Below are 12,461 nucleotides of genomic sequence, written 5' to 3'. Positions count from 1 at the left end.
CGCCGCCAGACCGAAGCTTTGCAGCTATGGCGAGCGCGGGGCGGTTCATATCGCAGCGTCATATCATTCATCATCGGAGAAACAGTCTCTTAACCAGCAAGGAATACAACTACTGAGTGTTTCTAAAGGAATATGCCGATGTATCGCGCCATTCTGGAAGGACGACGGGAGCGGGCGCGCGAAGGCGCCGCGGCGGTTGAGTTCGCCCTGGTGGGGCCGATCCTGATACTACTGCTGATCGGCATCGTGGTTTATGGCGGCTGGTTCCTGACGGCGCAGACGGTTCAGGCGGTGGCGTCAGAGGGGGCGCGGGCCGCGATCGGCGGGCTGGACGCCGTCGAGCGTGAGGCGCTGGTGCGAAGCGAAGTGACGGGGGCGGTGCGCGGCGTCGCCCTGAACCCCGACCGCACCACGATCCTGGTGACGGAAGAGGCCGGCCGGCTGCGTGTCGTCGTGGCCTATGACTCCAGCGACACTCCCCTGATGCTGATGGGCGGCATGCTGCCCCGGCCGCCGGCGGTCATCCGCCGCGTCGCCGTGATCCAGGTCGGCGATCCGTCATGACCGGCCTGGCCGCCCGTTTGGCTCAGGATCGGCGCGGCGCGGTCGCGGTGATGGCGGCGGTCGCGGGCGGACTTCTGTGTTTGGTCACCGCCGCCGTCATCGATCTGGGGGTTCTGGTGCTGCACACCCGCCGGGTGCAGGGGGCGGCGGATCTGGCGGCCCTGTCGGCGGTGCGGGTTCTGGATCGGGGCGAGGTCGCGGCGCGCAGCGCGGCGGACCGGACGGTTCAGGCCAATGTCGCGCCCGAGGCGGTGGTGTCGGTGACCACCACCCTCGGCGTCTATACGCCCGATCCCAAGACCGCGCGCGACCAGCGTTTCCAGCCGGGCGGCGCGGCGAACGCCGCACGGGTGGAGGCGACCAGCCCCGCGCCGATGTTCTTCGTTCCCCTGCTGCTGGGCCGCAACAAGGTCGTCGTCACGCGTCGCGCCGTAGCCGCGCGCATAGGCGGCGCCCCGCCCAAGGCCATGATCGCCATCGGTTCGCGTCTGGCGCGCCTGGACGGCGGCGTGGCGAACCAGCTGCTGAGCGGCCTGACCGGCTCCAAGGTCTCGCTCAGCGTGATGGATTATCGGCGACTGATCGACCTGGACGTCAATCTGCTGGGCTTCTTCGACGCCCTGGCGATCGACCTGGGGGTTGATGTGGGCGACTACGACCGGCTGCTGGCGACCCAGGTCGATGCGGGCCGGGCGTTGAAGATTCTGGAGCGGCTGGCCGGCGGGGAGGACGGCGGGGCGCTGGGTCGACTGGCTTCGGCCTCGGCGGGAGTGAAGGTCCGCCTGGGCGACCTGATCGGCGTGGACGTCCAGGCGCCGGACGGCGTTCGCCAGGGGCTGGACGCCTCGGTCTCGGCCATGGACCTGATCATGGCCATGCTGGAGGTTGGCGGCGGCCAGCGCCAGATCGCCCTGGACCTGGGCGTGCAGGCCGGTTTGGCCGACCTGCGGACCACGCTGGCCATCGGCGAGCGCCCCAATCGTTCTCCGTGGCTGACGGTGACGGCCAACGGCCAGCCGGTGATCCGCACGGCCCAGGCGCGCCTGTATGTCCGTGCACGGACGGCTCAATCCTTGTCGAGTCTGGCGCAGGTCGAACTGCCGATCCTGGTTGAACTGGCGGCGTCGGAGGCGCGGCTTAAATCCCTGACGTGCAATCCGGCGCGGGCCGTGGAGGTCGATGTGCGTCCCGGTCTGGCCCGCGCCGTCATCGGCGTGGTGGACGAAACGCGGTTGCACGATTTCAAGACGCCGCTGTCGCCCAAACCGGCGACCCTGCTGTCAGTGTTGGGCCTGGTCTCCGTCACCGCCAAGGCGGATGTTGAGGTGGCCGACGTCGGCTTCCGGCCCCTGCGCTTCGACGCCGCCGACATCCAGGCGCAGCGGATCAAGGTCATGACGTCGCGCAGCCTGGCCAGCGGCCTGGTTTCCAGCCTGTTGGAGCGGCTTGAATTGACGGTGCTGGGGCTGGACCTCGGCGATCTGACCCGGGCCCTGGGTCAGTTGCTGGCGCCGCTGGGTCCGGTTCTGGATGGGGTGCTGAACCCGGTCCTCGACCTCTTGGGTCTGAAACTGGGCGAGGCGGACGTCGTCGTCCACGGCCTGTCCTGCCCCGATCAGCAGAAATCCACGCCGCGCCTGGTCGGCTGAGACCGGGTTTTCGAAACGAATTTTAGCCGCGCGCGGGACGCAGGCCCTCGGCCGAGGCCTGCTGCAACGCCGGACGCTTCTGGCCGCCCGAGGCGATGATGCGGTCGATGCGGCTCTTTTCAGCGCGGAAGGCGGCCAGATCGGCGCCGGCCAGCTCGGTGCCTTCCTGGGTGCGTACGCCCGCCGGATTGATCCGCTGGCCCCCGCGCCACAGCTCATAGTGCAGGTGCGGCCCGGTGGAGGCGCCGGTCGAGCCGACATAGGCCACGATCTGGCCCTGGCTGACCCGCTGGCCGGCGCGGATGCCCGAGCCGTAGCGCGACAGGTGGCCGTAACCGCTTTCCAGCCCGTTGTTGTGGCGGATGCGAAGCCAGTTGCCATAGCCGCCCCAGCGCCGCGCCTCGACCACCACCCCGTCGGCGGGCGCCACGACCGGCGTGCCGGTGGTGGCGGCGAAGTCGATGCCCTGGTGCATCTTCTTGTAGCCCGAGATCGGATGGGTGCGGAAACCGAAGCTCGACGACACCCGGCGGAAGCTCTGCAGGGGCGTGCGCATCATCGCCGAGCGCAGGTTCTTGCCGTTGGCGTCGAAGAACTGCGGCTCCTTGGCGCCCGCTGGCGTGAAGCGATAGAAGGTCACGCCGCGCAGTTCGGCGTACATCAGGTCGCCGACATTGACGGTGCGGCCGGCCTCGGTCACGTCGCGGTCGAAGACCATGGTGAATTCGTCGGTGGCGCGGATGTCGCGCTGCATGTCGAACTTGGTGGCGAACAGGCGGCTGGCCGAGCGAACGATGGAGGCGGTGGCGCCCAGTTCGCGGGCGCTGGCCGACAGGCTGCGCTCCACGTCGCCCTTCAGCACCACCGTCTCGTGGGTGACCTTTTCCTCCAGCGAGCGCAGGCGCAGCGCGCCGTCGAAGCTGCGCGAGACGGTCAGCTGGCTGGCCGGGCCGGTGCGCATGGTCAGGCCGATCAGGCGGGCGTCGCCCCGGCCGTCGCGGGGGCGGGCGATGGCGGTCTCGAACTTCAGACCGGCGCGCAGGTCGGCCAGGTCGAAGGCGTTGGCGACGGTGGCGGCGACGGCGCTGGCTTCCTCGGGGGCGACCCCGGTGCGGCGCACGGCCTGTTCGAAGGTCTCGCCGCGACGAATCTGGACGGGAACGGCTTCCGGGGCGGTCAGGCCGGCGGGGGCGTTGGCGGCGGCGAAGGCCTTGGCTTCCATGGCGGCCATCTGGGCCGAGCTCATGGCGGGAACTTCTTCGGCCTGGGCGGGTTGATAGGCTCTGCCCGCGATCATCGCCACGGAGATCGCGGCTGCGGCGGTAAGCGCGTGCGGCGCCAGGCGCATAGGCTGGCGGCGTGGGTCGAACTGAGCCATCGGTCCCCGTCGTATTGCGACGCCAAGCGGCGCCAAAGCTTTACTCGTTCTCGAAGTTCGCGCCCATCGCCCGTGGCGCGAAAGGCGGTCCTATAGCCTGCTCGACTCATTTTGGGAAGCAGACTGTTACAAAGCGTTAACGCGGCGCTTACCCTGTTCGGATCCGGCGGGTGGCAGCAGACGTCGCCGCGCCCCTTTCTCGCCCAGCTTGGCGGCCATGCATCCGCGGCTTTCGACCCATGGTCGTGCTTTGATCTTGTGCTTCAGGTCAGGATGACGAAGGTGGTCGCAACGCCTTATCAAAAGCTGCCGATCGACCCGTTTGACCGACGCCACCGCATCCTCCGCCGTTCCTTCGCCCAAGCCGGGACCAAAGCCCGGGTCCGGACCGCGACGTCCGCGCCGGGCCGTGCGCGTCGCCGCGACGGTCGCGTTGATCCTGATCCTGCTGATCGGCGTGGCGGCGGTTCTGCTGTATCTTAACCGGCGGGCGGTGGCGCGCGACGTGCTGGTGGGCTGGCTGGACCAGCGCGGCATCCCCGCCGATGTCGAGGTCGAGCGGGTCGAGCTGGACGGCTTTGTCGGCCGTATCCGCATCGGCGATCCGAACAATCCCGACGTGACGGTGGAGCGGGCCGAGGTCGACTACGCCGTCGCCATGCCCTGGTCCAGGTCGGGCCTGGGCGTCGCCCCCAGCCGCATCCGTCTGGTCCGCCCCGTGGTCCGCGCCAGCTGGAAGGGCGGCAAGCTGTCCCTGGGGTCGCTGGATCCCTTGGTGAAAGAGTTCACGGGCGGTCCGCCGCGTCCGGATTCCCGAGGGCCCCTGGTGATCGTCGAGGGCGGGCGCGGACGGCTGTCGACCGAATACGGAACCATCGACCTATTGGCCGACGCGCGGGTCGACGACGGCAAGCTGATGCGTCTGGCCGCCCGCCTGCCGAACGGCGCGCTCAAGAGCGGCGATGTCGAGGCGTCGGGTCTGGCCGCCGCCCTGGACCTGACCACCACGGGCGACCGCGTGGCCGTGCAGCTGAACGCGACCGCCGACCGGTTCCGAACCCCGGCCGCGCAGGGGCAGGGGGCCGCCCTGACCCTGACCGGCGACCTGCCCTATCCGGACCTGAAGACGCGGCGCGGCGACGGGCGCGCGGTGCTTGACGCGCATCTGACCGGCGATGTCCTGGGCGCGCCGTCCGCCCGGGCGCGCGGCGCCGAATTGACCGCGCGGTTCGACGGGGTGGTGTCCGGCTGGATCGAGACCTTCCGTCTGGACGGCGCCGCCGACGCCCGCCTGACCGCCCGCGCGGTCGAGGGGGCCGACCTTGCCGCCGGCGCCGTTTCGGCGTCGGCGCGCCAGGCGCAGGTCAAGATTTCGCGCGACGACGCCCTGCGCTGGAGTGTGCAGACGCCGCTGTCGCTGACGGCCGCTTCGGCCCGTTCGGGCCAGACCCAGGTGCAGAACCTGACCCTGACGTCGGGCGGCCTGACCCTGGGCGGCAAGGATGCGGCCTTCGAGGCGACCGGCCCCTTGACCGCCGTCTTCGACCGTTTCGGCTTCGGCGACCTGGCCCTGAAGCGGGGCCGCGCCGACCTGGACCTGGATGTGGTCAGCGACGGCGCCGTTCACATCGACGCCCAAGGGGCGCTGCGGGCGGCGGACGGGGCCTGGCCCCTGTTCGGCCCGGCCGCGCGCGACGACATCGTCGAGCTGGGCGAGATGAAGCGCGCCCTGTCGGCCTTCGCCCTGAACGCCCCGTCCATACGGTTCTCGACCGGCTCGGGCGGGACGACGGTGCAACTGCCGCGCCCGGTGACGCTGGCGCCCGCCAACGGCGGGGTGCTGACGGTCGCTCAGGCGGGCCAGGGCGTCTATCAGGCCGAGCCGGGTCGGCTGGGCGGCGGCGCCCTGACGCTGACGGCGACGCGCGGCAAGGGCCTGCCAGAACTGGCGGTCGCCGTGCCGGATTGGCGTCTGACCGAGGGCGGTTTCGAGGCGACGCTGGACGGCCGGGCGCGGCTGGACTTCGACCTGGCGCGCGGCATCGACGCCCGCACGCGGGGCGTCCTGGCCCTGGCCGACGGCCGCCTGACCTATGTCGCCCGCGACTGCGTTGATGTGACCGTCGAACGGCTGGAGATGGACGAGAACGACGTCGAACAGGTCGCCGGCCGGCTGTGCCCCGACGCCGGGCCCTTGCTGACGTCGAAGGATGGGGTCTGGCGCGTCTCGGCCGGTTTCGACCGGCTGTCGGCCCAGGCGCCCTTCCTGGGGATGCGGTTCGCCGACGCCGCCGGCCGCCTGACGGTCGATGGGGCCAAGTCGGGCATAGGTCTCAGGGCCAGCGTCGCGGACGGGCGGGTGATCGACGCCGAGACCCCCGAACGGTTCGAACCGCTGGCCGCCAGCGGCGAGATCGCCCTGGCCAACGAACGCTGGAGCGGCGCCTTCGACCTGAAAGGCACGGGTCAGGCCGCCGCCTATGGCCTGGGACGTCTGACCCTGGCGCACGACGGTCGCACCGGCGCGGGCGGCATCGCCATCGCCGCGCCAAACGTGACCTTCGCCGAACACAGCCTGCAGCCCGCCATGCTCAGCCCCCTGGTCGCCGACTTCATCCAGTCGCCGGTCGAGGGCTCGGTCGGGTTCGAGGGCCGTTTCGACTGGACCAAGGACGCCGAACCCACCTCCAGCGGCCGGCTGACCACGCCCGGCCTGGATTTCGTCAGCCCCGCCGGCGCGGTGAAGGGGCTGAAGGGCGACATCGCCTTCACCAGCCTGACCCCCCTGATCACGGCCCCCAACCAGCATCTGACCGCCGACAGCCTGTCGGTCGGCGCGCAGGTCACGGCTCTGGACCTGACCTTCGCCATCGACCAGGCGGGCATCATCATCGACGGCGCCCAGATCGTCGCCGGGGGCGGGACCATCTCGGTCGAACCTCTGACCGTGCCGCTGGACGCGACCCAGGCCTATAGCGGCGTCATCGTGCTGGACCGGGTGCAACTGGGCGACGTGATCGCCGACACCGGCTTCGACGACAAGGTGCTGCTGGACGCGGTGGTCTCGGGCCGGCTGCCCTTCATCATGGATCCCAAGCGCGGCCTGAAGATCACCGCTGGCAAGCTGGAGGCCGTCCAGCCCGGCCGTCTGTCGATCAAGCGCGAGGTCCTGACCGACGTCGCGGCCAGCGGCGGGGGGCAGGAGGTGTCGGAGAACATGGTCGAGGATCTGGCTTATCAGGCCATGGAGAATCTGTCCTTCGACCAGCTCAGCGCCGATGTGAACAGCCTGGACGGCGGCCGGATGGCGGTCCTGTTCCACATTCGCGGCCGCCACGATCCGCCCAAGCGTCAGGAACTGCGTCTGACCCTGTCCGAACTGATCAGCCGCAGCTTCCTGAACCGCAAACTGCCGCTGCCGTCCAACACCCAGATCGATCTGACGCTGGACACGACCCTGAACGCCAACCAACTGATTTCGGACCTGATGGCGGTCAACCGCGCCCGTCAGGGCCAGCAGGCCCAGGATCAGCCGGCTCAGGCCCCGGATCCGCAGACCGGCCCGGCGACTGTCCGGGCGGGCCGGCCATGATCGCGTCGTGGATCGTGTTCGGGATAATGTCGGGGGATCGTCGCCATTCAGCGCGCGTTCACCCCTCGGCGTGCTATTCAGCCTTATCAACCTTGGCCGAACCGGAGCCTACGTCATGATCAACAAGCGCCAGTTGGCGGGCCTTGGCTTTGGAGCCGTCGTGGTCGCCGTATCGGCCTGCGCCCCCACCATCCGTCTGGAGGTTGCGCCGATCCAGATCTACGCCAAGCTGGACGCCGACGTGCGCGTCCGCCTGGACCAGGAGCTGCAGCAACTGCTGCAGCAGAATCCCAACCTCTTCTGATCGCCGCTTTCTTGAAAGGACAGGCTGACATGACCTTCCGCAAAATCTTCGTCGTCGGCGCGGCCCTCGCCGCCCTTGGTTTCGCCGGCGCCGCCATCGCCCAGACCAGCGCCCAGAAGGCCCAGATCGACCAGGCCAAGTCCGCCGGCGTCGTGGGCGAACAGGCCGACGGCTATCTGGGCTTCCGCACCCCGACCTCGGATGCGGGTCTGCGCGCCGCCGTGGACGCCACCAACGCCGGCCGCCGCGCCGCCTACGCCCGCAGCGCGACCGACGCCGGAACCTCGCCCGACGTGGCCGGCGCCCGGATGTTCGAGGCCCAGCTGTTGCCGCGCATCTCGTCGGGCCAATGGTATCGCAACGCCCAGGGCCAGTGGGTCCAGCGCTGACCGGCGGGCGGCCCGCGTCCGCCCGCCATCCTATCGGCCGCAAGCAAGTCCAGCGATTTGAACGGTTTGTGGCCGAGCAGCGGCGTTCGACCTATCGGGCGCTCAGGCGGTGTTAGGATCGTCGTCCGGTCTTTGACATCGCCACCCGCTACGCCGACGACGCCCCGAAATTGCACCCAAATTGCACGGTGCAATTTGGGTGCAATCAAAACATACGTGAAAACAGTGTGTTGGTCGTTTTCCGTCCTGGAATTGCACCCTTTTCACGGGTGCAAGGGCCGCCGGTCAGGTCCGGTCAGGCCGCCGCCCGACGCCCCGCCAGCGCGGGCAGCAGCAGTCCCTCGGTCAGGGCGCGCACCACCGGCACGGCCACGGCGTCGCCCATCAGCTTCAGCGCCGCGCTCTCGCTGGCCGGCAGGCGATAGGCGTCCGACACCCCCATCAGCCGCGCCGCCTCGCGCCCGGTCAGCCGCCGCACCCTGACCCGACCTTGGTCGCACGCCACCACATATTGCCGCGATGATCCGCCCGCTGGGGTCCGCAGGCAGCCGGCCAGGCCGTCGAAACGGATTTCCAGCCGCTGGACCTTGCGCCCGTCCTCGACGCGAACCCGGCGATAGGCGGCGCCGACCGTGCGCTGGCCCGACGCCAGGGCCGCCGCGATCCGCGCCTGATGAAGCGGCGCCGCCAGCGCCAGGATCGCCTCGGGATCGTCCAGCCAGGCGACCGCGTCATCCGGTTCAAGCACGGCGGCCAAGTCCAGATTGCGCCGGGGCGGCTGGGGCAGGGCCCACCACGCCCAGGCCGCCTTGACCGCCTCGGGCAGGCGGGCGTGGGCGGCGATCAGGCGCGCCGAATGGAAGGGGGCGCTCGGCCCGTCGGCGCGCGGCGCCTCGCCCTTGATGGCGACCACGAACAGGCGCGGCCGCGACTGAGGCAGCCAGCAGGCCGCGTCCATCTCCAGCGCCCCGACCGTATAGCCCGCCTCGGCCATGGCCGTGCAGACGGCGGCGAAATCCCGTCCATGACCAGAAGTCAGCAGGCCGATCACGTTCTCCAGCACCACCACGCGCGGCCCGCGCCCCTCGGCCGCCAGACCCTGCATCAGCCGCCAGAACCCCCAGAAGGCGCCCGACCGACCGGCCTCCAGCCCACCGCGCGCGCCCGCCAGGCTGACGTCCTGACAGGGGGACGAGGCCCAGGCCAGATCGGGCCGCCCCGGCAGGTCCCCGACCGTCAGGCCCCAGACGTCGCCTTGGCGGAACGGCGTCCCCGGATGGTTTGTCGTGAAGGCCCGCGCCTTGGCCGCATCCATGTCGTTGGCGAAGATCGTGTCGAGACCGGCTCCATCTCGACCGGATTGCCCTCGACTGGCCATGCCCAGGCCCGCCAGGCCGCCCCCGGCGAAGAACTCGTATGCGGTCGGGCGAATCGACATGGCGTCACCATAACCCAGCGGCGCCCCTTGACCGAGGCGGTCCGGCTTCTCACCTGCGGCCCTACGCCCAATCCTAGCCGTCCGTCGAGGAGACCGCCATGCGTCCCATCCCGCTCATCCTCGCCGCATCCGCCGTTCTGGCCGGCCTGTCCCTGGCGGGCTGCTACGACCGCGACGACGCCAAGCCCAAGGCCGCGCCTGAGCCCCAGGCCGCCGCCGTCCTGGCCGGGGTTGATCTGGGCAAGCCGGTCCGCGCCCTGGGCACGGAACCCTTCTGGGCGGTGGAGATCACCCGCGACGCCCTGATCTACACCCGCGTCGATCAGCCGACCCAGCGCGCCCCCAATCGCGGCGCGACGATCCAGGGGACGGTCGCGACCTTCGCCAGTTCGACCGACCTGAACCAGGCGCTGAACGTCACCCTGATCGCCACCGAATGTTCGGACGGGATGAGCGACCGCACCTACCCGCTGACCGCGCGGGTCGAGATCGGCGCCGACACCTTCAGCGGCTGCGCGGCGCCGACGGCGATGATCACGGGGAAGGCCGGCTAGGTTCTGATTCGTCAGACGGAGCCGCCGGGCGATCATCGCGGGGGGTCACGCCTGCGACGCAGGCCCTCAGCCAGGCCTTTACGGCCGCGACATGGGGATCGGCCGCGGCTCTCGGCGTGGTGACGACATGATAGGCTTCGCCCGGCAGGATCGGCCCAAAGGGATTGACGAGCAGCCCCGCCTCGATCTCCTGCCGCGCCAGCTCGAGTGAGCCGATCGCCACCCCCATGCCCGCGACCGCAGCCTGAAGCGCATGGCTGTCGTCGGTGAAGCGCGGGCCGATCGCGACGGGCAGGTCGGCGATGTTCGCCGCCTTGGCCCATCGGCTCCAATCGGGGTCGTCGCCCGGCCGCTTCCATTGGATGTGCAGCAGGGTGGCGCCGACAAGGTCGCGGACGGTCCTCACCCCCAGGCCGGGGCTGCACAGGACGCCGAAACGGTCGACAATCAGCGGCTCGGCGATCAGGCCGTCGAACGGCCCCGCCGCATAGCGGACCGCGATCACGGCGGTCCCGGTCGCCAGATCGACGATCTCGTCGCTGGCGTGCAGGATCAGGTCCAGATCGGGATTGCGGCGTCGGAATTCGTCCAAGGCCGGCAACAGGCGGCGCGCCGTGAACAGGGTCGTCGCCGTCAGCGTCACCGAGGGGCGTCGTTTCCTCTCCCGCAAGGTCTCGACCGCGCGATCCAGAGCGTCGAATCCGTCACGCAACGCCGGATAGAGGGTGTCTCCGGCCTCGGTCAGGGCGACGCGGCGGACGTGTCGCACGAACAGCGGCTGGCCCAGGGTCTCCTCCAGCAGGCGGATCTGGTGGCTTACGGCTGTCGGCGTGACCGCCAGTTCGGTCGCCGCACGGCGAAAGCTCATGTGGCGGGCCGCCGCCTCGAATGCGCGCAACGCTCCCAGGGGCGGCAGGCGGCGATGTCTGTTCATGGATGATCCAAGCTTATTCATCGGCTGAAGAATCCGCGTTCGTCGCGCCGGATTTACAAGCTTAAGCCTGTGGCCTGACGTTTATATACATAAGGTCCATAACATCATGATTCCGTCGCGAAATCCTGTTCGCCGCCTGCTTCACATTGACGCCAGCGCCCGGCTCGGCGAATCGGACCGGGTTCGTCACGGTTCGCATACGCGGCGGCTGGGGCGCCGGTTCGTCGAGGCCTGGTCGGCGACCCGGCCGAACGACGTCTTCACCCATCTGGACCTGCTCTCGCATCCGCCGTCGCCGGTCGACAACGCCTGGATCGCGGCCGCTTTCACCCCGGCGGATCAGCGCAGCGGGGCGCAAAAGGCAGTGTTGGCGGAAAGCGACGCCTTGACGGCCGCGCTCATTTCGGCCGACCTCGTGGTGATCGGCGCCCCGATGTATAATTTCGGCCTGCCGGCGACATTGAAAGCCTGGATCGACAATGTCGTCCGCGTCGGCGTGACCTTCGGTTTCGATCGCAACAGGCCGGGCGAACCCTATTGGCCCATGCTGCCGGCGGGCAAGCGCCTGGTCATTCTCACGGCGCGGGGCGATTACGGCTATGGCGAAGGCGAGCGTCTGGAGAAGCTCAATCTGGTCGAGGCCGGGTTGAAGACGCCGCTGGCCTATATCGGACTTGGCGAGAGCGACACGATCGCGATCGAATACGACGAATTCGGCGATGCGCGCCTGGCGAACTCGATCGCGGCGGCCGAGACGGCGGTGGAGGATTTGGTCGCCCGTCTCACGGCCCAGTTCGCTTCCTGAGCGTATGGCGTCGGCGGGTTCACCACCAGTCGGCGTCGCGCAGCATCCGGGCGTAGCGGCGGCTGACCGGCGCCGACAGGCCCCCGTCCAGCGTCAGGGTGGCGCGGCCGTCGCCGCGCTCGACCCCGCGCACGGCGTCCTTGGCCACCCACCAGCTGCGATGGGTCTGGGCGCCTTCCAGACCCTCCAGCTCTTCGACCGCGTCCGACAGCCGCATCAGGATAAGGTCCGATCCCCGGTCGGTGTGGATGCGCAGATAATGGTCCTCGGCCTGGACTGCGCGGATCGTCGCCCCCTTGAGCCGCAGCGGCAGTCGATCCAGGAACCGGGCGGGGCGCGCCGGTTCGCTGGACGTCGGTGCGTGGGTCTGCACCGGATGGGCGCGCCCCAGAAAGACGGTCAGGGTCGTCACCGCCGCCGTCACGATCAGCACGGGCAGAACCAGCTGCGGCAGGGCCGCCAGCGGATACAGGCGCCGGACGAAGAACAGCCCCGTCGCCGCCCAGACCAGCACGCTCAAGGGGCCCGTGATGACCGCCGTCATCACGGCGATGTTCAGCCAGGGCCGCTCGTCCATATCCAGGAACCGGCTGACCAGCGCCCCGCACAGATGCCCCCACAGTCCGCCCGCCACCATCACTGCCACCCAATAGGCCAGGCGCGGGCCGAACGGCGCGCCCGAGGTTCCGAACGCTCCCGTGGCGGCCAGGAAGGCGCCGCCCGCCACGGCGACGATCAGCCCCCTGACGAAGGCGCGGCGCCGGTCTGCGGCGGCTGGGTTCATAACGGGCGGGCGGCTTTCGGCAAGGGCGGACGATCGCGTCTTGAGACCATGATTTCCTTTCGGGCGAAAG

Annotated in this window: 11 protein-coding genes; 7 read left to right on the top strand and 4 right to left on the bottom strand. The window is 69.8% G+C overall.

Annotated features, from left to right (window positions below; all coding sequences use genetic code 11):
* Positions 1 to 132 precede the first annotated feature (132 nt).
* Together P0Y50_03455 and P0Y50_03450 are read left to right on the top strand one after the other, a co-directional pair.
* Positions 133 to 564 carry a TadE/TadG family type IV pilus assembly protein gene (locus P0Y50_03455; GenBank protein WEK40679.1) on the top strand — a complete coding sequence of 144 codons (432 nt, stop codon included), beginning with the start codon at positions 133 to 135 and terminating at the stop codon, positions 562 to 564.
* Entirely contained in the window at positions 561 to 2,213 is a 1,653-nt protein-coding gene (locus tag P0Y50_03450) for a TadG family pilus assembly protein (GenBank protein ID WEK40678.1), read from the top strand. The genes P0Y50_03455 and P0Y50_03450 overlap by 4 nt, the downstream gene beginning before the upstream one ends.
* Positions 2,214 to 2,235: 22 nt before the next feature.
* On the opposite strand, the gene P0Y50_03445 is transcribed toward P0Y50_03450, so the two are convergent.
* Positions 2,236 to 3,510 (bottom strand): peptidoglycan DD-metalloendopeptidase family protein, encoded by a 1,275-nt coding sequence (locus P0Y50_03445; GenBank protein WEK40677.1) that lies wholly within the window; start codon positions 3,508 to 3,510, stop codon positions 2,236 to 2,238.
* 490 nt (positions 3,511 to 4,000) lie between these two features.
* Between P0Y50_03445 and P0Y50_03440 the strand changes: the two genes are divergently transcribed.
* The 3 genes from P0Y50_03440 (at position 4,001) to P0Y50_03430 (ending at position 7,876) form a co-directional block, all read left to right on the top strand.
* Positions 4,001 to 7,183, top strand: coding sequence for a YdbH domain-containing protein (locus P0Y50_03440; GenBank protein WEK40676.1), 3,183 nt, complete (start codon positions 4,001 to 4,003; stop codon positions 7,181 to 7,183).
* 115 nt (positions 7,184 to 7,298) lie between these two features.
* Positions 7,299 to 7,487 (top strand): YnbE family lipoprotein, encoded by a 189-nt coding sequence (locus P0Y50_03435; protein ID WEK40675.1) that lies wholly within the window; start codon positions 7,299 to 7,301, stop codon positions 7,485 to 7,487.
* A 29-nt stretch (positions 7,488 to 7,516) separates the two neighbouring features.
* Positions 7,517 to 7,876 carry a YdbL family protein gene (locus P0Y50_03430; GenBank protein ID WEK40674.1) on the top strand — a complete coding sequence of 120 codons (360 nt, stop codon included), beginning with the start codon at positions 7,517 to 7,519 and terminating at the stop codon, positions 7,874 to 7,876.
* A 295-nt stretch (positions 7,877 to 8,171) separates the two neighbouring features.
* Here P0Y50_03430 and P0Y50_03425 read toward each other — a convergent pair whose 3' ends face one another.
* Positions 8,172 to 9,314, bottom strand: coding sequence for a DNA cytosine methyltransferase (locus P0Y50_03425; protein WEK40673.1), 1,143 nt, complete (start codon positions 9,312 to 9,314; stop codon positions 8,172 to 8,174).
* A 98-nt stretch (positions 9,315 to 9,412) separates the two neighbouring features.
* Between P0Y50_03425 and P0Y50_03420 the strand changes: the two genes are divergently transcribed.
* Positions 9,413 to 9,868 carry a hypothetical protein gene (locus P0Y50_03420; GenBank protein ID WEK40672.1) on the top strand — a complete coding sequence of 152 codons (456 nt, stop codon included), beginning with the start codon at positions 9,413 to 9,415 and terminating at the stop codon, positions 9,866 to 9,868.
* On the opposite strand, the gene P0Y50_03415 is transcribed toward P0Y50_03420, so the two are convergent.
* Complete coding sequence (locus tag P0Y50_03415; protein ID WEK40671.1) at positions 9,849 to 10,802, bottom strand: LysR substrate-binding domain-containing protein; 954 nt, start codon at positions 10,800 to 10,802, stop codon at positions 9,849 to 9,851. The two genes, P0Y50_03420 and P0Y50_03415, sit on opposite strands and share 20 nt — an antisense overlap.
* A gap of 106 nt (positions 10,803 to 10,908) precedes the next feature.
* Here P0Y50_03415 and P0Y50_03410 point away from each other — a divergent pair, with 106 nt between their 5' ends.
* The gene (locus P0Y50_03410) at positions 10,909 to 11,607 is read left to right on the top strand and encodes an NAD(P)H-dependent oxidoreductase (protein ID WEK40670.1); all 699 of its coding nucleotides are present in this window, start codon (positions 10,909 to 10,911) and stop codon (positions 11,605 to 11,607) included.
* A gap of 19 nt (positions 11,608 to 11,626) precedes the next feature.
* On the opposite strand, the gene P0Y50_03405 is transcribed toward P0Y50_03410, so the two are convergent.
* Positions 11,627 to 12,391, bottom strand: coding sequence for a LytTR family DNA-binding domain-containing protein (locus tag P0Y50_03405; GenBank protein WEK40669.1), 765 nt, complete (start codon positions 12,389 to 12,391; stop codon positions 11,627 to 11,629).
* Positions 12,392 to 12,461: the final 70 nt, after the last annotated feature.

Source organism: Candidatus Brevundimonas colombiensis, assembly GCA_029202665.1.
In the GTDB taxonomy this organism is placed as follows: Bacteria; Pseudomonadota; Alphaproteobacteria; order Caulobacterales; family Caulobacteraceae; genus Brevundimonas; species Brevundimonas colombiensis.
Note: the sequence above shows the minus strand (reverse complement) of the source record. Positions and strands in the feature narration are given on the sequence as shown.